The organism is Amycolatopsis sp. VC5-11 (genome assembly GCF_037034185.1).
Classification (GTDB): domain Bacteria; phylum Actinomycetota; class Actinomycetes; order Mycobacteriales; family Pseudonocardiaceae; genus Amycolatopsis; species Amycolatopsis nivea.
The window spans coordinates 17,344-42,768 of record NZ_JBAGKF010000020.1; the positions used below are offsets into that span (position 1 = coordinate 17,344).

Sequence of the window (25,425 nt, forward strand, 5' to 3'; positions counted from 1 at the left end):
CACTGTGGTCACGTGAATCTAAATAGCGACCGCGGCCAATACCACCGACCAAAGTGGTATCTGCCCGGATGGCCCACCTGGTGAGACGTCAACGGGCGCTTCCCGGCCCGAAGCGGAGCTGGCACTCTGCTCTCGTGGCGAACCTGGGGAGGGATTTCGCGCGGCTGTGGGCTGCGTACGCGATCAGCACGGCAGGCAGCACGGTCGGCGCGGGTGCCCTCGGACTCGTCGCGGTGCTCGTGCTCGACGCTCCCGCGTGGCAGGTTTCCCTGATCACCGCCATCTCGGCCGCCGCCAGCGCGGTCCTCGCTTTCCCGCTCGGGCCTCGCGTCGAATTCGCCCGGAAGCGTCCCGCGATGATCACCGGAGACCTGATCCGCTGTGCCGCGCTGGCGAGCGTGCCGCTGGCGGCTGCGCTGCACGTGCTGACCATGCCGCAGCTCTATGCGGTCGACATCGTCGTCGCCACCGCGGCCGTCATCTTTTCCGCAGCCAGCGGCGCACACCTCAAAGCCCTTGTCGCGCCGGACGAACGGGCTGTCGCCTTGAGCCGCTTCGAAAGCACCGACTGGGTCTGCTGGTCGGCCGGCCCACCCTTGGGCGGCGTCTTGATCAGTGGATTGGGCGCGACCGCGACGATGCTCATCGACGCGTTCTCGTTTCTGCTGTCCGCACTCGGAATCCGTCGTCTGCGTACGCCGGAACCACCGCCTGCGGTTGCTTCCGGGCCCGCTCGCCGCGGATTCACCGACGGATGGCGTTTCCTGCTGCGCAGCCCTGAACTGCGGCCGCTGTTCTTCAACTCCGTGTTGTTCAGCGGCGCGGTTCTTTGGGTCACGCCGCTGCAAACCGTGCTGATGTTGCGGGATCTCGGCTTCGCGCCTTGGGAATACGGGCTGGTGCTCGGCGTTCCCTGCCTTGGCGGGCTACTCGGCGCGCGGCTCGCGCCGACGCTCAGCTCCCGGTACGGCGCGCGGAAAGTGTTGCTCTGGACCAGTTTCGCGCGTACTCCGTGGCTGCTCGCCGCTCCGTTCGCCTTTCCCGGACCGGCCGGAGTCGTTCTGCTGATCGCCGCGGACTTCGGGCTGTTGCTGGTGGCGGGCATCTTCAACCCGACCTATTCGGCGTACCGGCTGTCGCTGATCGACGACACCGTCCTGACGCGGACACTCACCGCCTGGTCCACCGGAACCCGCACCGCCAAACCCATTTTCATCACCCTCGGCGGGATCGCCGCCGGAGTGGTCGGCGTGCGCTTCTCGCTGGGGATCGGCGCCGTGCTCTGTCTGCTCAGCGCCGCCGCGTTGCCCGCCCGCCGGAGCCGATGATCAGTTTTTGTCGGTGGTGCAGGTTACCGTGGCTGCCATGTTCAAGATCGACCGCGCGGCCGCTGCCGACGCCGCCGCGCTCACCGACCTCATGCACGCCTCGTCGGCCTACCAAGGCCAGTACGCCTCGATCCTGGAGGGATACGCCGTCACGCCGGATTACCTGCGCCAGCACCAGGTTCTGGTCGCCCGGGGCCCGTCCGGGCCAGTGGGTTTCGCCGCGCTCGCCGACGCGGAACTGGACCTGCTGTTCGTCGCCGACGAAGCGCAGGGAACCGGGCTCGGTGCCCGGCTCGTGCAGCGAGTCCTCGAGCTGGCAGCGGAAAACGGGCTGACCGAGGTGCGCGTGGTGTCGCATCCGCCCGCGGTGAAGTTCTACGAACGCATGGGCGCCCGGCAGATCGGGACCGTCCCGCCGAAACCGCCGAAGATCTCGTGGTCCCGGCCGGAACTGGTGTTCTCCCTGTCCGGAAACGACAGCGCCCCGGACCGCGAAACCACCGCGGGCCAGGGCGACCGTCGAGGAATCAGAAGTTGATCATATGACCAGCCAGTCCGTGCACCGCTTCCTTCACCGCCTCGCCCAGTGTCGGGTGCGCGTGCACGTTGCGCGAAACCTCGTGCACCGTAAGGTCCCACTGCTGCGCCAGCGTCAGCTCCGGCAGCAGCTCCGTGACGTCCGGGCCGATGAGGTGCGCGCCGAGCAGTTCGCCGTACTTCGCGTCGCTCAGCACCTTCACGAAGCCCGCCGCGTCGCCGAGGCCGTGCGCCTTGCCGTTGGCCGTGAACGGGAACTTCGACACCTGCACGTCGAAGCCCTTCTCGCGCGCCTGCTCCTCGGTCCAGCCGAAGCTCGCGATCTGCGGCTGGCAGTAGGTCGCGCGCGGGATCATCACGAAGTCCAGTTCCATGGTCTCCGCGCCGGCGATCGTCTCCGCCGCCACGATGCCCATCGACTCCGACGCGTGCGCCAGCATCAGCTTCGCCGTCACGTCGCCGATCGCGAACAGGTGCGGCACGTTCGTCCGGCCGCGGCCGTCGATCGCGATCGCGCCGCGCTCGGTCAGCTCGACGCCGGTGTTCTCCAGGCCGTAGCCCTCCACGTTCGGCCGGAACCCGATGGCCTGCAACACCTTGTCGGCCTCGAGCACCTGCTGCTCGCCGTCCTTCGACACGGTCACTGCCACCTTGGCTCCCGAGTCGTCGATCGACTCGACCTTGGTGCCCAGCAGCACCTTGATCCCCAGCTTGCGGTAGCGCTTGGCCAGCTCGGCCGACACCTCGGCGTCCTCGAGCGGCACCATCCGGTCGAGGAACTCGACGATCGTCACGTCCACGCCGTAGTTGCGCAGCACGTAGGCGAACTCGACGCCGATCGCGCCTGCCCCGGCGATCACGATGCTGCCCGGCAGCTCGCTTTCGAGGATCTGCTTTTCGTAGGTGACCACGCGCTCGCTGCGCTGCGTGCCCGGCAGCAGCCGGGCCGTCGCGCCGGTGGCGATGATGCCGTAGGTGAAGGTGATGCGCTCGCCGTTGACCTCGAGGGTGTTGGCGTCCACGAAGGTGCCGCGCCCGTTGTACTCGGTGATCTTGTTCTTCTTCATCAGGAAGTGCACGCCCTTGACGCGCCCGTCCGCGACCTTGCGGCTGCGCTCGTACGCCGCGGCGTAGTCGAACCGGATCTCCCCGTCGGAGGAGATGCCGTAGGTCTTGGCCTCCTCCTTCACCGTGTGCGCGAGCTCGGCGTTGCGCAGCAGCGCCTTCGAAGGGATGCAGCCGACGTTGAGGCACACCCCGCCCCAGTACTTCTCTTCCACGACCGCCACGCTCAGGCCCAGCTGCGAAGCCCGGATCGCCGCGACGTACCCACCGACTCCGGCCCCGAGGACCACCACGTCATAGTCTGCGCTCATACCGTTGAAACTACCTCCCGCGCCCGCTCGGGGCGGCGTGACGGCGCCCGCTTTCCGCCCGGCCGCCGCTCGTCCTGGGCGGCCCGCCCGCTGCTGCGGCGTGTCCTCCGCCGTCTGATCCGCGGCGAAACCTTTTCCAGTGCAACCGGATCGTCCACAGTGGCACCCGCGGGTACCGCGGAGTCCGCCGGTCAGACAGGCGGGCGCACGCCCCGGATCCCGGCGAGCAGCTCGGTCACCGCGGTCATGATCCGCGCGGTCGCCTCCTCCAGCACGTCCCTGGTCAGCTCCCGCCCGCGCAGGTCGGCGAGGTCCACCGGCTCGCCGGCGACGAATTCGATCTTCCGCCGCGGCAGCACGCGCGGGAACCAGGAACCGGCGGGCAGCAGTTCGTGCGTGCCCCAGTTCGCGACCGGGATCACCGGCACGCCGGTCTCCAGCGCGATGCGCGCCGCGCCGGTCTTGCCCTTCGCCGGCCAGCCGTCCGGGTGCGCGGAGAGCCCGGCCTCCGGGAAGATCGCGACGCATTCGCCCGCCCGCACCGCGGCGACGGCGTCGCGGTACGCGCCCGCGGCGGTCGGCGCGCCGCGGTGGACCGGGATGTGCTTGCCCGAACGCATCACCGACTTGATCACCGGGGCGTTCCACAGGCTCGCCTTCGCCAGGTACCGCGGCACCCGGCCGGAGCCGAGGCAGAAGGCGGTGAGCGTCGTCGGGTCGGCGTTCGACAGGTGGTTGGAAGCCACCACGACCCCGCCCGATTGCGGGATGTTCCGCGCGCCGCGCACGCGGAAGCGGCTCGTGAGGGCGAGCAGCTGCCACACGACCTCGATCGCGAAGTGGTACCAGGCGCCCCGTCCGGAGCGGGCGAAGCGCCTGCCGTACCTCTGCATGCCGCGGAAGCCGAGCAGCTCCCCTTCGAGCGGGGTCCAGTGGTCCCGGGTCCGGGTGCGCAGCGCCATGAGCGTCATTCGTAGCGGAAGACGCTCCGGTTCGGTGCCGCGCGACCTCAGGACGCGGCGGGAATCACACCCGCTCGAGCACCACCACGGGGATCTCGCGGTCGGTCTTCTTCTGGTAGTCGTTGTAGGCGGGCCACACCGCGGCGAGCTTGTCCCACAGCCGGGCGCGTTCCTCGCCGGTCGCGGTCCGGGCGCGCGCGGTGAACTTGTCCGCCCGCACCTGCACGCGGACCTCGGGGTTCTCCTGCAGGTTCAGGTACCAGCCGGGGTGGTTCGGCGCGCCGCCCTTCGACGCGACGATCACCGGGTTGCCGTCGTCCTCCTGGTAGATCAGGGCGAACTTGCGGTCCTGCCCGGTCTTGCGCCCCTTCGTGGTGAGCACCAGCGTCGGCACGCCCTCCTGCCAGTCGTGCCCGACCTCCCCGTCGGTCTCCTCGTAACGGCGAACGTGCTCGTCACCGAACAGCATGCGGATTTCCTTTCGTTCGACTTCCGCGCTCGACAGCCCGGACCTGCCCTCCCACCCTGCCGCGAACCGGTCGGTCGCGCTGATCAGCTCGTGCAGCGTGCCCGGTTCGTCGAAGGCGTGCCCGGCGTCGCCGATCATCTTCAGCTCGGCGCCCGGCAGCACCTGCGCGAGTTCCCAGGCGGTGGTGGCGGGAGTGACCACGTCGTACCTGCCCTGCACCAGAACGCACGGGATGCCCGACAGCTTCCCGGCCCCGCGGATCAGCTGGTCCGGGGCGAGCCAGCCGCCGTGGCGGAAGTAGTGGTTCTCGATCCGCGCGATCGCGAGCGCGAACTCCGGCTCGGCGAACGCCGCCACCACCTCTTCCCGCGGGGTGAACTTCACCGTCTCGCCCTCCCACCGGCTCCACGCGAGCGCGGCGGGCCCGTGCACCTTGGGGTCCGGGTGATTCAGCAGTTCGTGGTACACCTCGAGCAGGTCGCCGCCGCGGCGCGCGTACGGCACCGGCGCGAGGAACCGCGACCACGCCTCCGGGAACACGCACGCCGCGCCCCCGCCGAAGAGCCACTGCACTTCCTTGAGCCGGAGCGTCGCGACACCGCGCAGGATCAGCTCGGTCACCCGCTCCGGATGGGTCTCGGCGTAGGCGAGCGCGAGCACGCTGCCCCACGAGCCGCCGAACAGCTGCCAGCGGTCGATGCCGCGGTCCTCGCGCAGCTGCTCCATGTCGGACACCAGGTGCCAGGTCGTGTTCACCGAGAGGTCGACGTCCGGTTCGCTGCAGTGCGGCGTGCTCCGGCCGCAGCCGCGCTGGTCGAACAGCACGATCCGGTAGCGCTCCGGGTCGAACAGCCGCCGGTGCCGCGCGGACGCGCCGCCCCCGGGCCCGCCGTGCAGGAACGCGACCGGTTTGCCTTCGGGATTGCCGCATTCCTCCCAATACAGCGTGTTGCCGTCGCCGACCGGCAGCATCCCGTGGTCGTACGGATCGAGTTCCGGGTACAGACCGAGCATGCAGCCACTATGCCCGACCTCGGCCGCGTCCCGCTGGGGGTCCACTGTGGACGTGCGGACGCGGCCGGGATGCTCCGGTTAGGCTTCCCGCATGGCGAAGGTACTGGTGGTGGAGGACGACGCGGCGATCGGCAGCGTCCTCGACTCCGCGCTGCGCGGGCACGGCCACACAGTGCAATGGTGCCGGGACGGCCGGAGCGCGCTGCGCGAGACGGCGGCCGATCTCGTGCTGCTGGACCTGGGCCTCCCGGACGTCGACGGCGTCGAGGTGTGCCGGCGGCTGCGTTCGGCCCTGCCGGGCGCGGTGCTGGTGATCCTTACCGCGCGGGCGGACGAAATGGACGTCGTGGTCGGGCTCGAAGCTGGCGCCGACGACTACCTCACCAAGCCCATCCGGCTGGCCGAACTGCTCGCCAGGGTGCGCGCGCACCTCCGCCGGGGAGCGCCCGCCGCGCCGTCGACGCCGGTCGTCCGGATCGGCGCGCTGGAGGTCGACATCGCGAGCAGGCGGGTCAGCCTGAACGGCCGCGAGGTCGTGCTGCGGGCACGCGAGTTCGACCTGCTCGCTCGGCTGGCCGTCCAGCCGGGGCAGGCGGTGAGCCGGGACACGCTGATGTCGGACGTGTGGGATTCGCACTGGCACGGCTCCACCAAGACGCTCGACGTGCACATCGCCGCGCTGCGCCGCAAGCTCGCCTCGGCCGCCGAGTCGCCGTACGAGGTGCCGAGGATCGCCACCCTGCGCGGGCACGGATACCGGTTAGAGGGGGACTGAACGGGGTGCGCCGCCGGATCGTGACGCTCACCGTCCTCGCGGCGGTCCTGGCCACGAGCCTGTTCGGGCTGCCGCTCGCCGTCGGTGCGCTGTGGTACTTCCGCACGCACACCACGGCCGCGCTGGAGCGGGCCGCCGACGGGACAGCCGTCGTCGTGTCCGACGCGCTCGCCGCCGGCGAGCGCTTCCAGATCCCGGACAACGAGGACGGCGCGGAGGTCGGCGTCTACGACCCGAAGGGCCACCTCCTCGCCGGGGAGGGCCCGCCCACCGCGGACGACGTCGTGCGCGGGGTCGCCGTGACCCGCAGCGACATGCTGAACCAGAAGGTCGGCGACGAGGACGTGCTGGCCGTCCCGGTGCTGACCGGCGCCCGGCTCACCGGCATCGTGCGCGCGGCGCTCCCCCGCTCGGCGCTGACCCGCGACGTCGGCATCACCTGGCTGGTGATGGCCGGCTGCGCGATCGGCGCGGTGCTCGCGAGCTGGCTGGTGGCCCGCCGGATCGCCGCCCGGCTGACCCGTCCGCTGGAAGACCTGGCCTGCACGGCGGCCCGGCTAGGCGAAGGCGACTTCTCCGCCCGGTCCCGGCGTTCGGCGATCCCGGAGATCGACCGCGTCGGCGCCGCCCTGGACGTCACCGCGACCCGCATCGGCGAAACCCTGGAACGGGAACGCGCTTTCTCCGCCGAAGCCTCGCACCAGCTCCGCACCCCGCTGGCCGGACTGCGCCTGCAACTGGAATCCGCGCTGGAAACCCCCGGCCGAGACCCGTACGCGGCCGTGCGCGCCGGAATCACCGCCGCCGACCGCTTGGAAAGGACCGTCGAAGACCTGCTCGCGCTGTCCCGGGAACGCCGCACCCCTCGCGACGAGCTGGACCTTTCCGCCCTCCTGACGGAATTGACCGACGTCCCGCTGCCCGACCACCGCGAACTGCGCCTGGAGATCACCGACCCGCCCCCAGTCCGCGCGTCGGCCCCCGCGGTGCGGCAGGTGCTGGCCGTCCTGCTGGACAACGCGGTGAACCACGGCGAAGGAACCATCACCGTCCGAGCCCGAGACGCCGGCGGCGCCCTGGCCGTGGACGTCGTCGACGAAGGCCCGGACCTGGGCGAACGAGACCCGTTCTCCGACCACACCCCCGGCGGGCACGGCATCGGCCTCCGCCTGGCGAGAAGCCTGGCCGAAGCCGAAGGCGGCCGGTTGCGCCTGTCGCGCCCCGATCCGCCGACGTTCACCTTGCTGCTTCCGGAAGCTCCCGCCTCCTGACCAGCCCTTGCCGGGCGGTGCAGTGCTTGCTCTCGCGCAGCGTCCGCGGCATGCGGCCGGAGCAGTTGCCCTCCGCGCCAAGATCCGCACGCCGCAGACGACCGGGTGCTGCTCTCCCGGCTCACCGCCAGGCAACACCGCACGCCTCACCCGCCGCCACTGACCGCAGAATTCCTCGCCCGCCCCCGCGACCAGCCCCGATCACGGAGCTGCCCCGATCCGCCGGAACCGCAACCCAGCCCCGCCCATCACTCCGGACACCTCCGCTAAGCAGCACGCGGGCACGCGCCACGGCACCCGCGGCCCAGCTTCATTCACTTCCCCAGCCCCATGCGAGGGGCCGCAGCCACGACGACGGCCCTGCCCGCATCCCAGCGATGCCGACCCCCGGCCCGCCGCTCACAGCCACCCCAGCGATGCCCACCCCGGCCCGCCGCCCACGGCCGCCCTAGCAGGGCCTCGAGCAACCGCCCGGCCCCGCATCCTCCTCAGCCTCATCCCGAGCAACTCCGGATAACCCGGCCCTGAACTGCGCAAACAAACCCGCCACCCCAGCCCCCTCACCCCGATCACTTACAGTCATCGACGGCCCGCAACCCCGCCCACCCCCAGCAGCAACCCCGCAGAAACCGACCCCGAGAGCGCAATGAATCACCTGTCACCGTCAGCAATCCACAACACATCTCGGTTCTCGGGGCAATTTTCGATCGATACCGTGGCTCGAAGTCGACAGTGGCGTCACAATCAATCGCTAGGAGCCGCCCGGTGAGCACCAGTCCCACTTCTGCGCGCGGGAGGCTCGGCACGGCGATGCTGCGCCGCAAGCCGGTCACCGATTTGGTGGCCGAGGCGGATCACGGGCCGCTCAAGCGGACGCTCGGGCTCAGTCAGCTCACCATGCTCAGCATCGGGGCCACCCTGGGCAGCGGGATCTTCGTCGTGCTCGGCGAGGCCGTTCCGGTGGCCGGGCCCGCGGTCGTGGTTTCGTTCGTGCTGGCCGGGATCACCGCGTTGTTCTCCGCGCTTTCCTACGCCGAGCTGGCGGGCATGATCCCGCTCTCCGGCTCCTCGTACTCCTACGCGTACGCGACGCTCGGCGAGCTGGTCGCCTGGGTGTGCGGCTGGTGTTTGGTGCTGGAGTACGGCGTCTCCGTCGCGTCAGTCGCGGTCGGGTGGGGGCAGTACGTCAACGAACTGCTGCACCTGGCCTTCGGCGTCACGTTGCCGGAAGCGCTCAGCGGGCCTCCGGGCGACGGCGGGCTGGTCAACATCCCGGCGATCGTCGTGGTGCTGCTGGCGATGGTGCTGCTGCTGGCCGGCGCGAAGGAAAGCGCGCGGGCCAACGCGATCATGGTCGTGGTGAAGATCGGCACGCTGATCCTGTTCTGCGCCATCGCGTTCACCGCGATCCGGGCTCAGAACTTCACGCCGTTCGTGCCGCTCGGGATGGCCGGGGTGAGCGCGGGCGGAGCGAAGTTGTTCTTCTCCTACATCGGGTTCGACGCCGCTTCCACGGCCGGCGAGGAGGCGCGCAACCCGCAGCGCGACCTGCCGCGCGCAATTCTCTTGTCGCTCGGCATCGTGACCGTTCTCTACTGCCTCGTCGCGGTCGCGGCGATCGGTGCGATGCCCTGGCAGCAGTTCGGCGACAAGCAGGCCGCGCTGTCGCACGTGCTCGCCACGATCTCGGGGAACCCGCTCTGGGCGATCCTGCTCGCGATCGGTGCGATCGTGGCGACCTCCAGCGTCGTGCTGACCGTCCTGTACGGACAGACGCGGATCCTCTTCGCCATGTCGCGCGACGGGCTCGTACCGAAGTCGCTGTCCACCGTGCACGAGAAAACCGGCGTGCCGCGCACCAACACCTTCGTGGTGTCCGGGTTCGTCGCGCTGCTCGCCGCGTTCATCCCGCTCGGCAAGCTCGCCGACGCCACCAGCATCGGGACGCTGTTCGCGTTCGGGCTGGTCAACGTCGCCGTGCTGATCCTGCGCAAACGCCGTCCCGAGGCGCAGCGCACGTTCCGGGTGCCGTTCTCGCCGGTCACGCCGATCATCGGGATGGCCTGCTGCGCGTACATGATGTTCAGCCTCGACGGGGCGACCTGGGTCGTGTTCGGCGCGTGGATGCTGGTCGGGCTCGTCATCTACTTCGGCTACAGCATCCGTCGCTCGCGGCTCGCGGAAGGCGTCCGATGATCATCGCTGTCCACCAGGGACCGTTCGACCAGCTGCCCGAGGCGATGGCGGCCGCGGCGGAGCGCGGTGCCGAGTTGATCGTGACTGCCGAGATGGGCACGACCGGTTACAACATCGGCGCGAAAGCCGTCGGGGAGCTGGCCGAACCAGCGGATGGACCGCGAGCCGCCGAGTTGGGCGCGTTGGCCGCCAAGCACCAGATCGCGGTGGTCTACGGCTATCCCGAGCGCGCCGGCGACGCGGTGTACAACTCGGCGCAATTGCTGTCCGCGCAAGGGGAACGGCTCGCGAACTACCGCAAGACGCATCTGTTCGGCGATCTCGACCGCGACCAGTTCTCGCCCGGTGACGAGCCGGTGGTGCAGGCCGATTTCAACGGTCTCCGCGCCGGTCTGCTGATCTGTTACGACGTCGAGTTCCCCGAGCTGGTCCGCGCGCACGCGCTCGCGGGTACCGAACTGCTGCTCGTGCCCACCGCGCTGATGCGGCCGTACGAGCGCATCGCCGACCTGCTCATTCCGGTTCGTGCGCACGAAAGCCAGCTGTTCCTCGTGTACGCGAACCGCTGCGACACCGAAGGCGAACTCACCTACTGCGGACGCTCGACGGTCGCGTCGCCGGATGAAGTCGTCGCGAAGGCTGGGCCGGACGAAGAGCTTCTGTTCGCCGAGCTCGACCCCGCTGTGCTCGCCCAGGCGCGAGCCGAAACCCCGTACCTGGCCGACCGACGGCCGTCGCTGTACCGCTCTCTCACCGAAGGACCCCGGGCATGACCTCCGCAGTTCCCGCCGCGATCCACGCCGAGGAACCCGCCGGCCGGCCGATCACCATGTTCGGCCCCGATTTCCCGTTCGCCTACGACGACTACCTCGCGCATCCGGCCGGGCTCGGCAGCGTGCCGGAGCAGGCGCACGGCACCGAGGTCGCGGTGATCGGCGGCGGCCTTTCCGGCATCGTGGCCGCCTACGAGCTGATGAAGCTCGGGCTGCGGCCGGTCGTCTACGAGATCGACGGCATCGGCGGGCGGCTGCGCACGCACCGCTTCCCCGGGCTGCCCGACGACGTGGTCGCCGAGATGGGCGCGATGCGGTTCCCGCCGTCGTCGACGTCGCTGTTCCACTACATCGCCAAGGCCGGGCTGGAAACCACGCCGTTCCCGAACCCGCTTTCCCCCGCCACGCCGAGCACCGTCGTCGATCTCAAGGGCCGCAGCCATTACGCGCGCACGCCCGAAGATCTGCCCGACGTGTACGGCGAAGTGGCGCGGGCATGGCAACGCACGCTCGATGAACACGCCTCGTTCGCCGAGATGCAGACCGCGATCCGCAATCGCGACGTCGCGACGGTGAAAAAGATCTGGAACGAGCTGGTGCCCCGGCTCGACAACCAGACCTTCTACGGATTCCTGTGCGATTCCCCGGCGTTTTCCTCGTTCCAACATCGCGAGATCTTCGGCCAGGTCGGATTCGGCACCGGCGGCTGGGACACCGACTTCCCGAACTCGATTCTGGAAATCCTCCGGGTCGTCTATACCGGCGCGGACGACGAGCACCGCAGCATCGTCGGCGGCAGCGGGCAGCTCCCGAAACGGCTGTGGGAGCACGTCCCGGAGAAGCTCGCGCACTGGCCGTCCGGGACGAATCTGGCTTCCCTGCACGAAAACGGCGCGCCGCGGCCGGGGGTCACGCGACTGCACCGCACCGCGCCGAACAACATCACCGTCACCGACGCCTCCGGCCACATCCGCACGTTCGGCGCGGCGGTGTTCACCGCGCAGAGCTGGATGCTGCTGTCGAAGATCGAATGCGACGAGGCGCTGTTCCCGATCGACCACTGGACGGCCATCGAGCGCACCCACTACATGGCCTCCTCCAAGGTGTTCGTGCCGGTCGACCGCCCGTTCTGGCTCGACCGCGACCCGGTCACCGGCCGCGACACGATGAGCATGACGCTGACCGACCGGATGCCGCGCGGCACCTATCTTCTCGGCGACGACCCGGACCGGCCCGCGGTGATCTGCCTGTCCTACACGTGGGCCGACGATTCGCTGAAGTGGCTGCCGCTCAGCGTGTCCGACCGCGTCGAGGTGATGCTGCAGTCGCTGCGCGAGATCTACCCCGGCGTCGACGTGCGGCGGCACATCGTCGGCGACCCGGTAACCGTGTCGTGGGAGGCCGAACCGCATTTCATGGGCGCGTTCAAGGCGAACCTGCCCGGGCATTACCGGTACCAGCACCGGCTTTTCACGCATTTCGTGCAGGATTCACTGCCCGAGCGCTATCGCGGTTTGTTCCTTGCGGGCGACGACATCTCGTGGACGGCGGGCTGGGCCGAGGGCGCGGTGCAGACCGCGCTCAACGCGGTATGGGGCGTGCAGCGGCACTTCGGCGGCACGAGCGATCCGGCGAATCCCGGCCCCGGCGACCGTTTCGCGGACCTCGCGCCGATCGAACTCCCGGACTGAGCAAAGCCGTCAACCCATACCGCGCGGTAGCAGCCGAACGTGTTTCCGCCGCGACATTCCGCCCGGCTGTTCCGCCTTACTGAACCGATCATGCCAAACTGATGCCATGAGCACCGATCCGGCGCCGAAGTGGCGGCGACTCGAACCGGACGAACGCAAAGAGCAGATCTACGCCTGTGCGGCGCGGCTGTTCGGCGAACGACCGTATTCGGAAGTGTCCACTTCGGACATCGCGGCCGAGGCAGGCGTGGCCCGCGGACTGATCAATCATTATTTCGGAACGAAAAGGGAGTTGTACCTCGAAATCGTTCGGCGCGCGCTTACCGTGCCACGGATTGCGGTGCAGATTCTGCCGGACGGCCCGCTGGAAGTACGCGCGGACGCCGCCATCGACTGGCTGCTCGACATGGTGCGCGGGCAGGAGAAGCTGTGGCTCGCCGCGATCGCGCCGGAGGGCATCGGCCGCGACCCGGAGGTGGACCGGATCGTCGCCGAGGCCGACCGCGCGTCCGCCGACCGCGTCCTGGAGGCGGTCGGGCTGTCCCGCGACAGCGCGCACGGCGAGGAACTGAACGCGGCGGTGCGCGCGTTCGCCGGCATGGTGAAGGCGGCGGGCCGCGAATGGCTCGTGCACCGCTCGCTGGACCGGCGCCAGGTGCACACGCTGCTGACCATGTCGCTCGTGACCGTGGTCGGCCAGGTCTTCCCCGCGATCCAGCACCCGCCCCAGCACTGACGTACCGGAAGGAGAACCCCCGGCACCACGAGGGGGGAGGAAAGTGCCGGGGGCCCCTTCCGGAGGCGAGGCCCCCGGTAGCTGTCCACGCTACGCCGGGAAGGCGTCGAATCGGTGTCGGTCGGCGCGGCGACAGCCCGACTTTTCACCACGACCACGCGGACGGCCCAGCGCGGACGCCCCGGCCGGGCAATTTCGCGAATTTCAGCCGCGCAACCGGGCCAATCGGCACGTGAGCCCGTCCAGGCAGCTGCGGATCGCGAAGTCGAACAGCTGCGGATGGTAACCGGCGGCGGCCGCGGGGTCGGCGAGCAGCTCCCGCATCGCGCGGCCGTGCGCGGCCATCCCGGGCAGGTCCTCGCGGTCGTGGTAGGAGGCGTACTCCTCGGTGTTGTCCAGGCGCAGGCCGAGGCTGCAGTCCCGGTCGTCCTCCAGCGCGACGTACTGGCACGCGGTGGTGGTGAGCATCGTGTAGGCGAGCGCGCTCTCGTCGCCGAAGCCCGCGTCCAACAGCATCCGGACGCCGCGGTCCACCGTGGGCGTGGCCGCGGCGACCGATGGGCCGAACGACGCCATCCGGCGCGCCGTGCCCGGGTGCTTGCGCAGCACCTCGCGCAGACCGGTCAGCAGTTCGACGAACCACTCCTGCCAGTCCAGCTTCTCGTCGGGCAGCCGCAGCTGGCCGACCACCCGGTCGAGCACCGCGCACACGACCGCGTCGCGGTCCCCGACGTGGTGGTAGACGACCGCCGGGTACGCCCCGATCGCGGCGGCCAATTGCCGCAGCGTCCAGTTCTCCAGGCCGCGTTCGACGGTGAGCTTCACCGCCGCGTCGATCACCTTCTTCGCGGTGACCGCGGGCAGCCCGGCGGCGGAACGGGACCGGGCGCGCTGTCCGGCACGCGAAGTCGGCATGGCGTGCACCGTAACCGGCGACCGCCCGGCTCGGCCACACGCGGTTCCGCGCTGCGGCATGATCGGGGCATGCCACGCGCACAGGCCAACGGCCTCGAACTCGAGTACGACACGTTCGGCGACCCGGCCGCGCCGCCGATCGTGCTGGTGATGGGACTCGGCGCCCAGATGATCACCTGGGAGGAGGGTTTCTGCGAGCTGCTCGCGAGCCGCGGCTTCCACGTGGTGCGCTTCGACAACCGCGACGCGGGCCTGTCCACCTGGTTCGACGAACTCGGCGCGCCGGACCTCGCCGGGATCATGGCGGGCACGGCCCCGGCGCCGTACCTGCTCTCGGACCTCGCGGACGACGTCGTCGGGCTGTTCGACGCGCTCGGTTTCGCGAAGGCGCACGTCGTCGGCGCCTCGATGGGCGGAATGGTCGCGCAGCAGCTGGCGATCGACCACCCGGACCGGCTGCTGAGCCTGACCTCGATCATGTCGACGACCGGCGACCCGTCGGTCGGCCAGGTCTCGCCCGCCGCGCTGGAAACGCTCACCAAGCCGGCTCCGGAAACGCGCGAGGAGCAGATCGAGCTGAGCGTCGCGAACTACCGGGTGACCGGGTCGCCGGGCTATCCGGCCACCGAGGAATACCTGCGGCGCAAGGCAACCCGGAACTACGACCGGGGACGGCATCCGGTCGGGATGCAGCGGCAGGCCGCCGCCGTGGTCGCGTCGGGCGATCGCACTGAACGACTGCACGACGTCCGGGTGCCGACCGTCGTGCTGCACGGCGACTCCGACGTGATGATCGACGTCAGCGGCGGGAAGGCGACCGCGGCGGCGATCCCGGACGCGGAACTGGTCATCGTCCCGGGCATGGGGCACGACCTGCCGGAGCCGCTGTGGCCGGAGATCGTGGCGGCGATCGTCCGCGCGGCCGCCCGCGCCTGACCGGGGTCAAGAAGCCGTCAATACCTCGCTCCGGAGCGTACGGAACCTGTCCGCGCGCCCTCCCTTACGCGCCCGCGCGAGGTGCCATGGGGCATGCGTATTGACGGACGGCTGGCTGGCGGATTCGGTTTCCCGCTCGGTTGCGTGGCGGTGGTGGCAGCTGCGATCGCGGCGAAGCTCGCGCCCGCGCATCCCGGTTATGCCGTGGCGGCCGTCGCGCTCGCGGTCGGTGCAGTGGCAGTGATCACGACTCCCCTCGCGGCGGGCGGCGCGGCGATAGTGGGCTGGGCGGTGCTTTCCGGCTTCGTCTACAGCCGAGCCGGGACCCTAGTTTTCACCGCGGCGACCGGCTGGGTCGCGGTGATCTTGGCTGGTGCGGCCGGGTTCGGGCTCGCTGCCGGTGCTGGATGGCGCGCGGTCCGGCGGGATCCTCCGGTGGTCGCGGAAGCTGTCGTGCCGGTGCCGCGGAAGGCGGTCGAATCGAGCCACCGCCGGGTGGCGTCACTCTGAAATGGCTCGCCAAGGTGCGGGAAGGGTGCCAGGCTGACGGGGTATCACGTCGTCACCTTCGGAGGTCAGCCATGAGTGAAGCGCAACCGGCACCCAGCGACGGGGAGGGCGACGTCAAGCGGAAGTTCCGCGAGGCGCTGGAACGGAAGCAGGCCAAGGCGCGGGACGGGGCCGCGCACGAGAACGCGGGGCAGCAGAGCCAGCACGCGCACGGGCCCGCGGCGAACAAGCGGACGTTTCGGCGGAAGAGCGGCTGATCGCCGTTCCTGAGGGTGGCGTGGGGCACCCCGAAGCTTGATTGTGACTACAGGCGGAGGGTGCTTGTCAAGGCGGGAAAGATGCCTTGACAAGCACCCTCCGCCCGTGTTTTGGCTTCGTATCGGGGTGCGGGGGTGGTGTGGGTGCCTCGCTCGTCGGGTGTGTTGGCTGCGGTTGGGTGGGCGGGGCTAGCGCCCCAATGTGGCATTGGGTGCGTCAGATGCACCCAATGTGGCGTTCGGTGCGTGGGATGCACCCAATGCCGCATTGGGGCGCATCCTGGCGAGCTCAGGTCGGGCTAGCGCGGGGCGGGCGAGCGCATTCCGGCGAGCGCGGGGCGAGCGAACTCAGGTCGGGCTGGCACGGGGCGAGCGCATTCCGGCGAGCGCGCGCATCCCGGGCGTGCGCGGGCGAGCGAGCACAGGCGGGCGCGCGCGAGGCGGACGGGCGAGCGCATCCCGGGCGAGCGCGGGTGGCGGGCCGTGAAGGGCTCCTTGAGGGAATCCAAGTCCGTGAAGGGGCCCCTCACGACCGGCACGACCGGTGGTGGGTCGTGAGGGGAACCCTGAAGGAATCTGGTTCCGTGGGGGTTCCCCTCACGTACTCGGCCGAGCTACACCGTGAGGATCGAGCGCAGGCGGCCGACGTCGGTCATCCGGCGTTCGGCAAGGCGGTCGGCAGCGGCGGCAGGGGGTACGCCGTCGTCCTTCGCCAGGTCGTACACCGCTTTCGTCGTGTCGAAGATGGCCGCCGTTTTGCGCTGGGCGCGGGCGAAGTCGAAGCCGTGGCGTTCGTCGTCCACCTGGATGACGCCGCCCGCGTTCACCAGGTAGTCGGGGGCGAAGAGGATGCCGCGGTCGTCCAGGAGCTTGTCGACGCCGGGGTGCGCCAGTTGGTTGTTCGCCGCGCCGCACACGATTTGCGTGCGCAGGGCGGCGACTGTCTCGTCGGTGAGCACGCCGCCCATCGCGCAGGGGGCGAAGACGTCCAATTCGGTCCCGATCATGGCGTCCACATCGGACACCACCTCGACCCCGGGGTACGCCGCTCGGGTGCGTTCCACCGCGCTGGGCGCGACGTCGGTGATCACCACGTGCGCGCCGGCTTCGACGAGGTGGCCGACGAGGATGTGGCCGACCTTGCCGACACCTGCGACGCCGACGCGGCGGCCGGTCAGTTCGGGTACGCCCCAGACCTGGTCGGCGGACGCGCGCATTCCCTGGTACACGCCGAAAGCAGTGAGCACCGAGGAGTCGCCTGCCCCGCCGTCCTCAGGGGAACGTCCAGTGACGTGCCGGGTTTCGCGGGCGACCACGTCCATGTCGCGGACGTACGTGCCCATGTCGCAGGCGGTGATGTAGCGGCCGCCGAGCGATTCCACGAAGCGGCCGTACGCGCGCAGGAGCGCTTCGGACTTCAGCGTGTTCGGGTCGCCGATGATGACGGCTTTGCCGCCGCCGAGGTCGAGGCCGGCTAGTGCGTTCTTGTACGCCATTCCCTTGGAGAGCGCGAGAACGTCGTCGAGGGCGGCGTCCTCAGTGGCGTAGGGGTAGAACCGGGTGCCGCCGAGGGCCGGGCCCAGAGCGGTGGAGTAGATGCCGATGATGGCTTTCAGCCCGCTGGCCTCGTCGTGGCAGAACACGACTTGTTCATGGCCGGTGTGACGGCCGAACACGCCTTCGGTCACGGTGGTGACTCCTTTGTCTCCCACGCGGCTCGTGGCCGCGCAAATGTGTGAACGGTGCGCACCGGGGAACGGGGGTTGCCCGTCCCGCAGTGCACACCGTCAACCTACTTCGCCGTTCTCCGGGCCACCACCCGCATCCCGGGAGCTTCACCCCAGATCCGCGACAGCTTCCCGAAGCGTGGAAATCGCGGTCTCGAGCTGTTCATCCGACAGGTACGGCGCGGGTCCGAACCGGAGGTAATGGCCCCGGCTGTCGGTCCGCACGCCGCGCGCGGACAGGCGTTCGCACAGCTGCCCGGCGACCGGGCTGCGCAGCGAGAGGAAGCCGCCGATGCCGTCGAGCGGGGTCTCGCGGTCGCGGGTGACGACGTCGTCCGGCAGGCCGAGGCTGTCGAAGCAGCCGGCCAGCAGGCCGACCTGGTGCTGCGAAACCTCGCGCAGGAACTCGGCGGTGAGTCCTTGCTCGGCGAAGAATTGCTGCACTCGTACACCGCGGTAGTGGCTCGACGGGTCGTAAGTGGCTCCGGCGAACCGGTCGCCGCCGGGTGCGTACGCGACTTCGTCCGGCCGGCGGTCGTCGGCGAGGGCGCCGAATTCCGCGTACCAGCCGGTAATCACCGGGCGCAGCTCCTGGGCGTGCGCGGGCAGGCGCAGGAAGCAGTTGCCCTCGCCGAGCTGCAGGTACTTGTAGCCGCCGCCGAGCACCCACGCGTTGGTGAGGCCGAGGTCGTGCAACGAGAACGGGACCGCGCCGACCGCGTGGTACGCGTCGACGACCAGCTCGACCGAGCGGCTCCGGCACGTGTCAGCCAGATGCGCGAGGCCCGGCACGATCCACGACGTCTCGAACAGCACCGCCGACGTGAGCACCGCGGCAGTGCGGTCGTCGACCTGCTCGGCGAGCCGTTCGGCCAGCGTCGCGACCGGCGCGGCGGGCACGCGGACGACCTCGACGCCCTCCTCGGCCAACCGGGTGAGCTGGCGGCGCAGCGTGTGGAATTCCCCGTCCGTGGTCACCAATCGCGGCCGCTTCCGCAGCTCGATCGCGGACAGGAACCGCAGCACGAGTTCGTGCGTGTTCTGGCCGAGCGCGTAGTCGCCGTGCGGATCGGACAGCCACTGCCGGAACCCGTTCCGCAGCTCGCCTGCCTTCGCGAACGCCCGGCCCCACTTCTCGTCCACCTCCTCCGCGGCGTCGGCGAACGCTTCGCGCAGCCCCTCCTCGGCGACGTCCGGCCAGGCCTGGTGCGAATGCGCGGACAGCAGCAGCCGGTCGGCGACGCGGAACCGCGAATAGTGCGGGGCGAGTGCGTTTTCCTTGGCGCGCAAGGACTCCACTGTGCTCACAACCGGCTCCGGACGGCCCACAGGTCCGGGAACATCGGGTTGAACAGCGTGGTGCGCAGGTAGGCCGCGCCGGACGAACCGCCGGTGCCGGTCTTGTCTCCGATCGTGCGTTCGACCATTTTCACGTGCCGGTAGCGCCATTCCTGCAGGCCCTCGTCGAGGTCGACCAGCGCCTCGGCGAGCACCGACGGGCCGCCGTCGTCCTGGTAGACCTTCAGCAGCACTTCCTGCAGTTCCGGCGACGGCTCCAGCGGACGGGTCACGTCGCGGTCGGTGGCGACCGGATAGCCCTTTCCGGACAGATACGTCAGGAACGAGTCGAACACCGACGGGCGGCGCATCGCGTCGGCGATCCGGGTGCGCTGCTCGCCGCCGTCCGGGTAGTGCGCGAAGACGCGCTCGTCGCGGCGGCCGAGCACCGCCTCCAGTTCGCGGAACTGGCCGGACTGGAAACCGCTCGAAGCGTCGAGGCGGGCGCGGAAGCTGGTGAACTGGCTGGGCGTCATCGTCTCCAGCACGTCGATCTGCGCGACCACCACCTTCAGCACGGTCAGGATGCGGCGCAGCGTGCGGATCGAATGCGCGGTCTTGCCCGCTTCGAGGCTTTCCTGCAGGAACTCGGCCTCGTGCAGGATCTGCTTGAACCACAGTTCGTAGACCTGGTGGATCACGATGAACAGCAGTTCGTCGTGTTCGTCCGAGCGCGGGCGCTGGGCGCCGAGCACCTCGTCGAGGGCCAGATAGGACGTGTAACTGAGTGCGGCCTGGGTGTCGTCGGTTCCGGTCATCGGGTTCCTCATCTCGTGGACAGGGTTCGGTCGAAGTGGCGCTGGGCGGGTGGCGCGAGCGCCGAGTACAGGTCGTGGAACAGCTTGACCGCCGCGGCCCTGGTCTCCGGCGCGGGGATCAGCTCGGCAGGCAGTTCCGGGTCCAGTGAAGGGAATTCGCGATAGGTGTGCACCAGGCGGGTGCGCACGGCGAACGCTTCCGGATCGCCGAGCTCGCGCGGGCAGTCGCCGAATTCCGCTACGAACGCGGCGTAGCGGGCGGACAGCCCGTCGAGGTCCCAGGCCCGTCCGGCGAGCCGGCGCACGTCCAGCGCGGCGGACGGCGTGCCGAGCATCAGACCGGCGTGTTCGGCGACCTCGAGTTCGGTGAGCAGGGCGAGCACCTCGGCCTCGCGGTCGTGCGGGGCGAGCCAGGTGCCGTCCTGGACCGGGCCGAAACCGAGGAAGCGCAGCCGCCGCACCAGCCGTTCGCGGGATTTGCGCCGGGTTTCCGGGATGTTCTGCCACAGCACGGTCCAGGTCCCGGCCGGTTCGTCGCGGCGGCCGAGGCCGAAGATCCGCCGGTCGCCGTCGTCGAGCAGGGCGACCGTGCGCGCGGTCAGCGAGTAGTGCACCAGCCTGCCCTCGCGGTGCCGCGACAGCAGACCGCGGCGCACCAGCCGGGTCAGCGCGATCCGCGCCGCGCCGTCGGAGAACCCCAGCTCGTGCAGCAGCGCGACGAGCCCGCCGGACCACACGCGCCTGCTCTCGCGCGGGCGCACGTAGCTGCCCAGCAGCGTCATCACGAGCTCCTGGGGCGTGCGGGCGGGTTCGGTGTCGGGCACGAGCCAACTCTATACACCTCAGCCCGCTGCGGTGTAGCTTTCGGGAGTGAGCAGTTTTTCCGACCGAGTCGTCGTGGTCACCGGCGGCACCCGCGGCATCGGCGCGGCCGTCGCCGAGCGGTTCCGCGGCGCCGGTGCGACCGTGCACTCCCCTGGCCGAGCCGAATGCGACGTCACCGACGAGGCCGCCGTCCGCGCGTATTTCGCCCAACTCGGACCGGTCGACGTGCTGGTCAACAACGCGGGGGTGTCCTCGAGCGCGCCGCTGGCGAAGACCGGCCTCGACGACTGGCGCGGCCAGTTCGAGGTGAACGCGACCGGCGCGTTCCTGTGCACGCGCGAGGTGCTGCCGGGAATGCGCGAACGCGACTTCGGGCGGATCGTCACGGTCGCGTCGACCGCGGGTCTGGCCGGGGCGCGCTACACCTCGGGCTACACCGCGTCGAAGCACGCGGCGGTCGGCCTGATGCGCGCGGTGGCGGCGGAAGTGGCCGGCACGGGCGTCACGTCGAACGCGGTGTGCCCGTCGTTCGTGCGCACCGACATGACCGCGACCTCGGTCGCCCGGATCCGCGAGCGCACCGGCCGCGACGAGGCCGACGCGGAAGCCGCGCTCGCTGCCGCGTCCCCGCTCGGACGGCTGCTCGAACCCGGCGAAATCGCGTACGCCGTGGAGTTTTTCGCCGCCCCGGAGGCGGCCGCGATCAACGGACAGACCCTCGTACTCGACGGTGGAGGAATCCAGAAATGAGCCCGTTCCGCGCCAGTGTCCCGCTCACGAAATCGTGGGAGCACTTCGAGTTCACGGTGGACGACGGGGTCGCGACGGTGACCTTCGACCGGCCGGAGAAGCTCAACGCGCTCACCTTCGACGTCTACGCCGACCTGCGCGACCTCGTCGCCGAACTGCCGCACCGCGGCGACGTGCGGGTGCTCGTGCTCACCGGGAAGGGCCGCGGGTTCTGCTCGGGCGGCGACGTCGAGGAAATCATCGGCGAACTCCAGAAAATGGACACCGCGGAACTGCTCGAATTCACCCGGATGACCGGCGCGGTGGTGAAAGCCATGCGCGAGACGCCGATCCCGATCATCGCGGCGATCAACGGCGTCGCGGCGGGCGCCGGTTCGGTTCTCGCGCTGGCGAGCGATTTCCGGCTGCTGGCCGAATCGGCGAAGTTCGCGTTCCTGTTCACGAAGGTCGGCTTGGCGGGCGCGGACATGGGTTCGGCGTATCTGCTGCCGCGCTTGGTCGGCCTCGGCCGCGCGACGGAACTGCTGATGCTGGGCGACAAACTCCCCGCCGCGCGCGCCGAGGCGATCGGACTGGCGAACCGGGTCGTGCCAGACGCCGAACTGGCCGGTGAGGCCGCCGCGCTAGCGCGCCGCCTCGCGGACGGTCCGGCGCTGGCGTACTCGACCACGAAGGTGCTGCTGACCCGCGAACTCGACAGCGACCTCGGCAGCTCGATCGAACTGGAAGCCATCACGCAGGCGTTGCTGATGACCGCCAAGGACCACAAGGAGTTCTACGCCGCCTGGGCCGCCGGCCGCAGTCCACAGTGGACCGGACGCTGATCAGGCCCGGGTCACCGAGACCTGGAGTTCCGTCACCCAGTCGTCGCGGTTTTCCGGGCACTCCAGGTTGACCTCGCGCGGGTAGCCGGCCGACTGGTAGCCGTTCGCGTCGATCCAGCGGGCCAGAGCCTGGGCCGCTGGATCGATCGTCTCCATGGAACCGCGGTGCACGATGGTCGCCGCGTGCTCCAGCGACGGTAGGTCGAGGACCCGGATGTCGCCGTCCCGCAGCGGGGCGGAAACCTCGACGGCGGCGTGGACGACGACCTTGCCGTCGCCCTCCGGGACGTCCTCGTAATAGGCCACCCCAGGGCCGGTGCAGGCGATGCCCGCCGCCTCCATTCGCCGGAAAAGCTCGTCGTAGAGCGGTCCGATGACGGGACCGATGTCCTCCGGCTCGAAACTCGCGGCGATCGCGGTCAGCTCCGCGACCCGCACCGCGGGGACGTTCTTGACGACGACGTCGTTCTCGGGCATGTGCCCCTCGCTTTCGATCGCTCGGAGCCTCGCCTCGACCCGGACCAGCCGAGCCGCCGCGGCTGCCATCGCCGCTTCCAGGTCTGCCCGGCGCAGCCGCAGCATGGTGCCGAGCTGCTCAGTGGTGACCTTCTCGTCGAGGATCTCCTGCACCTGCTGGAGAGTGAAGCCGAGATCCTTGAGCGCGATGACGCGGTTGAGGCGCGCCAGCTGGGCGGCGGCGTAGTAGCGGTAACCGGTGGCGAGGTCGACCTGAGCCGGGCGCAGCAGCCCGGTCGCGTCGTAGTGCCGCAACATGCGGACCGAAACGCGGCCGTGGCGGGCGAAGTCTCCGATACTGAACATGACGCCTTCGAGTTGACCGCCTGACACGGTGTGAGAGTCAAGAAGCCTTTCAGAGATCCGTGTAGGCGATCGCGTTCTCTTCCAAAGACCCGAACCACAGCCGGCCGTGGTACTCGCGGATCCCCACCAGCAGGTGGAATCCCGGGATCTCGCCGCGCAATTCCCGCACCACCGCGCCCGCCGGGGTGACGGCGACGGCGCCCACCTGGCGTTTCGGGGCGGGCTGCAGCGAATCCGGCAACGCGCGCACCGCGGTCCGGACCGCCGTGGGCAGGCGGCGCACGACGTCGAGGGCACGGAGGCGCGGGCTGGCCTCGGTGATCCAGATCAGCCCGTCCGAACCGGTCGCGATGTTGTCCGGGAAGCCCGGCAGGTCGTCGATCAGGACGTCGCGGTCGCCCGCGCGCGGTCCGGACAGCCAGACCCGGCTGACCCGGCACGCGCCGGTTTCGGCGACCGCCACATAGGACTCGTCCGGCGGCAGCGCGACGCCGTTCGCGAACTGGAGACCGTCGCCGAGCAGGTCGATGTGCCCGTCCGGCGTGCGGCGCAGCAGCCGTCCGCCCGCGGTCTGTTCGATGAGGTCGTCGCGCCAGTTGTCGATGCCGAAGCGGCGCGAGGAATCCGTGAAGTAGACCGTTCCGTCGGCGGCGACCGCGGCGTTGTTGCAGAACACGAAGTCCAGCCCGGCCCCGGACGTCGCGAGGGTCGTGGTCTCGCCGCCGGCCAGCGGCATGGTCAGCAAACCGGCGCGGGCGTCGCAGATCAGCAGCTCGTCGTCGCCGTACAGCTCCAGCCCGAGCGGGCGGCCGCCGGCGTCGCCAAGCAGGTCGATCCGCCGTCCGTCCGGCGAAACGCGCAGGATCCGGCCGTCGTCGACACCGGTGTAGACCCGGCCCTCGGCGTCCACGACCACGTCTTCCGGACCGTGCCCGTTCACCGGCACGATGGTGACCTCACCGAACTGCACGCCGGCCTCCTACCGGTAGGTGAGCAGCCGCGCGTTCTCGCCTTCGAGGTGCGGATGCTCGTTGAAGGACAACAGGTTCACGCCGCCGCGGCCGGACGTCAATTTCGTGATGCCGGTGTTCACGGTGACACGGTTCAGCTTCAGCAGCCCGGGCCCCGGCGTGCCCAGCAACGACCCGGCGACCGCGCCCAGCACTCCGCCCGAGGTGAACACGAGCCCGTTCTCGCCCTTGCCCAGCGAACCGGCCAGCTCGGCCAGCGCCGCCGTGCAGCGGCCGAGGAAAGCAGGCCAGCTTTCCGTGCACGGGCCGCTGTCGCCGGAGTCGACCCACGCGGTCAGCGCGGCGTCCAGCAACCGCTGGTACTCGCGCGGATCCTCTTGCGGCGCACCGCCCGCGTGGTGCGCGGCGATGTCGACGTGGTCGTATTCGTTCCAGCGTTCGTCCTCGATCGCCGGCACGTCGCAGCCGAGGGCCTTCAACGCCGTCGCCGCGGTGTCCCGCTGGCGGGCCAGCGTTCCCGAGCGCACCTGCGTGAACTCGACCCCGCGCCGTTTCAGCTCCGCGCCGACCAATGTGGACTGTTCGAACCCCAGCGGCGACAACGCGTCGTAATCCGCCGCGCCGAACGACGCCTGGCCGTGCCGGATCAGGTAAATCGCACCCATTTATCCCGTCCCGTCAGGAAAACATCCGCAGCAACCGGCCAGGAGCCAAGCGTACCGCGAGGCTCAGCGGCACCCAGGGCCACGAAGGCACGTACGCGCGCTTCGGTTCCGCTTCGATCGCCTTGACCAGCGCGTGCGCACCGGCTTCGGCGGACACCATAAGCGGGTTGCGTTTGGTCGAGCGAGCGGTCATCTCCGAACTGATGTAGCCGGGCCGCACGTCGGTGACCGTGATGCCGTGGCTGCTCAGCTCCAGCCGCGCACCCTCGGCGAACGCGGAGATCCCCGCCTTGGACGCGGAGTACGCGGTGAGATTCCGGGGAAAACCGCGCAGCGCCATGAACGACGAGATCACCGCGAGGTGCCCGTCGCGCTGTTCGCGGAAGATGCCCGCCGCCGCCTCGATCTGGGCCACCGCGCCGACGAGATTGGTCTCGAGGGTCTGCCGGTTGGCGTCGAACCGTCCCGCGCCGACCGGCTGTCCCTTGCCGAGCCCGGCGTTGACGATCACGCGGTCGAGCCTGCCGAGTTCCGCCCGGAATTCCTCGAATACCTGGAAGACGCGGTCGTGGTCGGTGACGTCGAGCGCGCGCGTGGCGACGGTGATCCCGGGGTATGCGGCACGCAGTTCCGCGGCCAAGTCGTCGAGCCGTTCGGTGCGCCGGGCGCACAGCGCGAGATTGCGGCCGCGAGCGGCGAACTGCCGGGCCATTCCCTCGCCGAGACCGGAGCTGGCTCCGGTGATCAGGATGTTCTGCCGCAAGACCATGCCCGGAGCCTACCCGCTGGTAACCGCACCTGGCGGTCCGTGTGATCCCGTCGAAGGCCCGGGAGAAAACCGAAGGAGTTTCGCGCTCGCCGCGGCGGATGACCGGTGGCCCGGCCTCTGGGGGCATGCCGGGCCACCGGTTCCGGGCGCGGCCGCCGGCCGGGCGCGGGGCGCGGTCCGCGCTGCCGGGGCCGAGGCTCCGGACGCGCCGGGGGCGGCGCGTTCCGTCC

The 25,425-nt window shown here is 70.2% G+C and carries 25 protein-coding genes and 1 pseudogene; 13 read left to right on the plus strand and 13 right to left on the minus strand.

Features of this window, described 5'->3' with window-relative positions; translation table 11 throughout:
* Window positions 1-134: 134 nt before the first annotated feature.
* Both WA670_RS37835 and WA670_RS37840 read left to right on the plus strand, forming a co-directional pair.
* Complete coding sequence (locus WA670_RS37835) at window positions 135-1,328, plus strand: MFS transporter (protein ID WP_238604947.1); 1,194 nt, start codon at window positions 135-137, stop codon at window positions 1,326-1,328.
* Window positions 1,329-1,365: 37 nt separating this feature from the next.
* Window positions 1,366-1,866: a GNAT family N-acetyltransferase gene (locus WA670_RS37840; protein ID WP_037820653.1), complete on the plus strand. Its 501-nt coding sequence runs from the start codon at window positions 1,366-1,368 to the stop codon at window positions 1,864-1,866.
* Here the strand turns inward: WA670_RS37840 and lpdA are convergent.
* The 4 genes and pseudogenes from lpdA to pip all read right to left on the minus strand — a co-directional run.
* Complete coding sequence (lpdA, locus tag WA670_RS37845) at window positions 1,856-3,241, minus strand: dihydrolipoyl dehydrogenase (RefSeq protein ID WP_037820608.1); 1,386 nt, start codon at window positions 3,239-3,241, stop codon at window positions 1,856-1,858. The genes WA670_RS37840 and lpdA overlap by 11 nt on opposite strands.
* Window positions 3,242-3,432: 191 nt before the next feature.
* A complete protein-coding gene (locus WA670_RS37850; RefSeq protein ID WP_078870824.1) occupies window positions 3,433-4,212 on the minus strand; it encodes a lysophospholipid acyltransferase family protein in 780 nt (259 codons plus the stop codon).
* A gap of 55 nt (window positions 4,213-4,267) precedes the next feature.
* A complete protein-coding gene (locus tag WA670_RS45265; RefSeq protein ID WP_439098613.1) occupies window positions 4,268-4,672 on the minus strand; it encodes a nitroreductase family deazaflavin-dependent oxidoreductase in 405 nt (134 codons plus the stop codon).
* A gap of 75 nt (window positions 4,673-4,747) precedes the next feature.
* A pseudogene (gene pip, locus WA670_RS37855) lies at window positions 4,748-5,686 on the minus strand (prolyl aminopeptidase); the annotation flags it as partial.
* Between the two features lie 91 nt (window positions 5,687-5,777).
* Between pip and WA670_RS37860 the strand changes: the two are divergent.
* From WA670_RS37860 to WA670_RS37885, 6 genes are all read left to right on the plus strand, one after another.
* Entirely contained in the window at window positions 5,778-6,461 is a 684-nt protein-coding gene (locus WA670_RS37860) for a response regulator transcription factor (protein ID WP_037820604.1), read from the plus strand.
* Between the two features lie 5 nt (window positions 6,462-6,466).
* Complete coding sequence (locus tag WA670_RS37865; RefSeq protein ID WP_037820602.1) at window positions 6,467-7,732, plus strand: sensor histidine kinase; 1,266 nt, start codon at window positions 6,467-6,469, stop codon at window positions 7,730-7,732.
* An 810-nt stretch (window positions 7,733-8,542) separates the two neighbouring features.
* Window positions 8,543-9,928 (plus strand): amino acid permease, encoded by a 1,386-nt coding sequence (locus tag WA670_RS37870; RefSeq protein WP_037820601.1) that lies wholly within the window; start codon window positions 8,543-8,545, stop codon window positions 9,926-9,928.
* A complete protein-coding gene (locus tag WA670_RS37875; protein WP_134730538.1) occupies window positions 9,925-10,701 on the plus strand; it encodes a carbon-nitrogen hydrolase family protein in 777 nt (258 codons plus the stop codon). The genes WA670_RS37870 and WA670_RS37875 overlap by 4 nt, the downstream gene beginning before the upstream one ends.
* On the plus strand, window positions 10,698-12,392 hold the full coding sequence (locus WA670_RS37880) for a flavin monoamine oxidase family protein (protein ID WP_134662496.1): 1,695 nt from the start codon (window positions 10,698-10,700) through the stop codon (window positions 12,390-12,392). Before WA670_RS37875 ends, WA670_RS37880 begins: the two co-directional genes overlap by 4 nt.
* A 106-nt stretch (window positions 12,393-12,498) precedes the next feature.
* Entirely contained in the window at window positions 12,499-13,128 is a 630-nt protein-coding gene (locus WA670_RS37885; protein WP_037715077.1) for a TetR/AcrR family transcriptional regulator, read from the plus strand.
* 204 nt (window positions 13,129-13,332) lie between these two features.
* On the opposite strand, the gene WA670_RS37890 is transcribed toward WA670_RS37885, so the two are convergent.
* Window positions 13,333-14,043 carry a TetR/AcrR family transcriptional regulator gene (locus WA670_RS37890; RefSeq protein WP_037820595.1) on the minus strand — a complete coding sequence of 237 codons (711 nt, stop codon included), beginning with the start codon at window positions 14,041-14,043 and terminating at the stop codon, window positions 13,333-13,335.
* Window positions 14,044-14,112: 69 nt separating this feature from the next.
* Between WA670_RS37890 and WA670_RS37895 the strand changes: the two genes are divergently transcribed.
* The 3 genes from WA670_RS37895 to WA670_RS37905 all read left to right on the plus strand — a co-directional run bounded on the left by WA670_RS37895 (window position 14,113) and on the right by WA670_RS37905 (window position 15,746).
* Complete coding sequence (locus tag WA670_RS37895) at window positions 14,113-14,979, plus strand: alpha/beta fold hydrolase (RefSeq protein ID WP_134730536.1); 867 nt, start codon at window positions 14,113-14,115, stop codon at window positions 14,977-14,979.
* Between the two features lie 93 nt (window positions 14,980-15,072).
* The gene (locus WA670_RS37900; protein WP_134730535.1) at window positions 15,073-15,489 is read left to right on the plus strand and encodes a hypothetical protein; all 417 of its coding nucleotides are present in this window, start codon (window positions 15,073-15,075) and stop codon (window positions 15,487-15,489) included.
* A gap of 71 nt (window positions 15,490-15,560) precedes the next feature.
* On the plus strand, window positions 15,561-15,746 hold the full coding sequence (locus WA670_RS37905) for a DUF5302 domain-containing protein (protein ID WP_037820589.1): 186 nt from the start codon (window positions 15,561-15,563) through the stop codon (window positions 15,744-15,746).
* Window positions 15,747-16,360: 614 nt separating this feature from the next.
* On the opposite strand, the gene WA670_RS37910 is transcribed toward WA670_RS37905, so the two are convergent.
* The 4 genes from WA670_RS37910 to WA670_RS37925 all read right to left on the minus strand — a co-directional run bounded on the left by WA670_RS37910 (window position 16,361) and on the right by WA670_RS37925 (window position 20,351).
* Entirely contained in the window at window positions 16,361-17,434 is a 1,074-nt protein-coding gene (locus WA670_RS37910) for a Glu/Leu/Phe/Val dehydrogenase dimerization domain-containing protein (protein ID WP_037817468.1), read from the minus strand.
* A gap of 147 nt (window positions 17,435-17,581) precedes the next feature.
* Window positions 17,582-18,781 carry a kynureninase gene (locus WA670_RS37915; protein WP_134730534.1) on the minus strand — a complete coding sequence of 400 codons (1,200 nt, stop codon included), beginning with the start codon at window positions 18,779-18,781 and terminating at the stop codon, window positions 17,582-17,584.
* Window positions 18,778-19,569, minus strand: coding sequence for a tryptophan 2,3-dioxygenase (locus WA670_RS37920; RefSeq protein WP_037817470.1), 792 nt, complete (start codon window positions 19,567-19,569; stop codon window positions 18,778-18,780). Before WA670_RS37920 ends, WA670_RS37915 begins: the two co-directional genes overlap by 4 nt.
* 8 nt (window positions 19,570-19,577) lie before the next feature.
* Window positions 19,578-20,351, minus strand: coding sequence for a PaaX family transcriptional regulator (locus tag WA670_RS37925; protein ID WP_051173119.1), 774 nt, complete (start codon window positions 20,349-20,351; stop codon window positions 19,578-19,580).
* A gap of 88 nt (window positions 20,352-20,439) precedes the next feature.
* Here WA670_RS37925 and WA670_RS37930 point away from each other — a divergent pair, with 88 nt between their 5' ends.
* Together WA670_RS37930 and WA670_RS37935 are read left to right on the plus strand one after the other, a co-directional pair.
* Window positions 20,440-21,144, plus strand: coding sequence for an SDR family NAD(P)-dependent oxidoreductase (locus WA670_RS37930; RefSeq protein WP_037817472.1), 705 nt, complete (start codon window positions 20,440-20,442; stop codon window positions 21,142-21,144).
* Entirely contained in the window at window positions 21,141-21,968 is an 828-nt protein-coding gene (locus WA670_RS37935) for an enoyl-CoA hydratase family protein (RefSeq protein WP_134730530.1), read from the plus strand. The genes WA670_RS37930 and WA670_RS37935 overlap by 4 nt, the downstream gene beginning before the upstream one ends.
* Here the strand turns inward: WA670_RS37935 and WA670_RS37940 are convergent, their stop codons facing one another.
* Genes WA670_RS37940 through WA670_RS37955 form a run of 4 tightly spaced genes read right to left on the minus strand, consistent with a single transcriptional unit; the run spans window position 21,969 to window position 25,195 of the window.
* Window positions 21,969-22,790, minus strand: a complete 822-nt coding sequence (locus WA670_RS37940) for a MerR family transcriptional regulator (protein ID WP_134730529.1) — start codon at window positions 22,788-22,790, stop codon at window positions 21,969-21,971. It lies immediately after the preceding gene.
* 49 nt (window positions 22,791-22,839) lie between these two features.
* A complete protein-coding gene (locus WA670_RS37945; protein WP_134730527.1) occupies window positions 22,840-23,760 on the minus strand; it encodes an SMP-30/gluconolactonase/LRE family protein in 921 nt (306 codons plus the stop codon).
* A gap of 9 nt (window positions 23,761-23,769) precedes the next feature.
* The gene (locus WA670_RS37950) at window positions 23,770-24,426 is read right to left on the minus strand and encodes a histidine phosphatase family protein (protein WP_134730525.1); all 657 of its coding nucleotides are present in this window, start codon (window positions 24,424-24,426) and stop codon (window positions 23,770-23,772) included.
* Between the two features lie 13 nt (window positions 24,427-24,439).
* Window positions 24,440-25,195, minus strand: coding sequence for an SDR family oxidoreductase (locus tag WA670_RS37955; protein WP_134730523.1), 756 nt, complete (start codon window positions 25,193-25,195; stop codon window positions 24,440-24,442).
* Between the last annotated feature and the right edge of the window lie 230 nt (window positions 25,196-25,425).

Coding starts and splice junctions, on each gene's coding strand:
- WA670_RS37875 (WP_134730538.1), top strand. CDS start 9,925: ATGATCATCGCTGTCCACCAGGGACCGTTCGACCAGCTGCCCGAGGCG.
- WA670_RS37900 (WP_134730535.1), top strand. CDS start 15,073: ATGCGTATTGACGGACGGCTGGCTGGCGGATTCGGTTTCCCGCTCGGT.
- WA670_RS37940 (WP_134730529.1), bottom strand. CDS start 22,790: ATGTTCAGTATCGGAGACTTCGCCCGCCACGGCCGCGTTTCGGTCCGC.
- WA670_RS37880 (WP_134662496.1), top strand. CDS start 10,698: ATGACCTCCGCAGTTCCCGCCGCGATCCACGCCGAGGAACCCGCCGGC.
- WA670_RS37955 (WP_134730523.1), bottom strand. CDS start 25,195: ATGGTCTTGCGGCAGAACATCCTGATCACCGGAGCCAGCTCCGGTCTC.
- WA670_RS45265 (WP_439098613.1), bottom strand. CDS start 4,672: ATGCTGTTCGGTGACGAGCACGTTCGCCGTTACGAGGAGACCGACGGG.
- lpdA (WP_037820608.1), bottom strand. CDS start 3,241: ATGAGCGCAGACTATGACGTGGTGGTCCTCGGGGCCGGAGTCGGTGGG.
- WA670_RS37840 (WP_037820653.1), top strand. CDS start 1,366: ATGTTCAAGATCGACCGCGCGGCCGCTGCCGACGCCGCCGCGCTCACC.
- WA670_RS37905 (WP_037820589.1), top strand. CDS start 15,561: ATGAGTGAAGCGCAACCGGCACCCAGCGACGGGGAGGGCGACGTCAAG.
- WA670_RS37920 (WP_037817470.1), bottom strand. CDS start 19,569: ATGACCGGAACCGACGACACCCAGGCCGCACTCAGTTACACGTCCTAT.
- WA670_RS37890 (WP_037820595.1), bottom strand. CDS start 14,043: ATGCCGACTTCGCGTGCCGGACAGCGCGCCCGGTCCCGTTCCGCCGCC.
- WA670_RS37925 (WP_051173119.1), bottom strand. CDS start 20,351: ATGACGCTGCTGGGCAGCTACGTGCGCCCGCGCGAGAGCAGGCGCGTG.
- WA670_RS37850 (WP_078870824.1), bottom strand. CDS start 4,212: ATGACGCTCATGGCGCTGCGCACCCGGACCCGGGACCACTGGACCCCG.
- WA670_RS37870 (WP_037820601.1), top strand. CDS start 8,543: ATGCTGCGCCGCAAGCCGGTCACCGATTTGGTGGCCGAGGCGGATCAC.
- WA670_RS37860 (WP_037820604.1), top strand. CDS start 5,778: ATGGCGAAGGTACTGGTGGTGGAGGACGACGCGGCGATCGGCAGCGTC.
- WA670_RS37895 (WP_134730536.1), top strand. CDS start 14,113: ATGCCACGCGCACAGGCCAACGGCCTCGAACTCGAGTACGACACGTTC.
- WA670_RS37950 (WP_134730525.1), bottom strand. CDS start 24,426: ATGGGTGCGATTTACCTGATCCGGCACGGCCAGGCGTCGTTCGGCGCG.
- WA670_RS37935 (WP_134730530.1), top strand. CDS start 21,141: ATGAGCCCGTTCCGCGCCAGTGTCCCGCTCACGAAATCGTGGGAGCAC.
- WA670_RS37885 (WP_037715077.1), top strand. CDS start 12,499: ATGAGCACCGATCCGGCGCCGAAGTGGCGGCGACTCGAACCGGACGAA.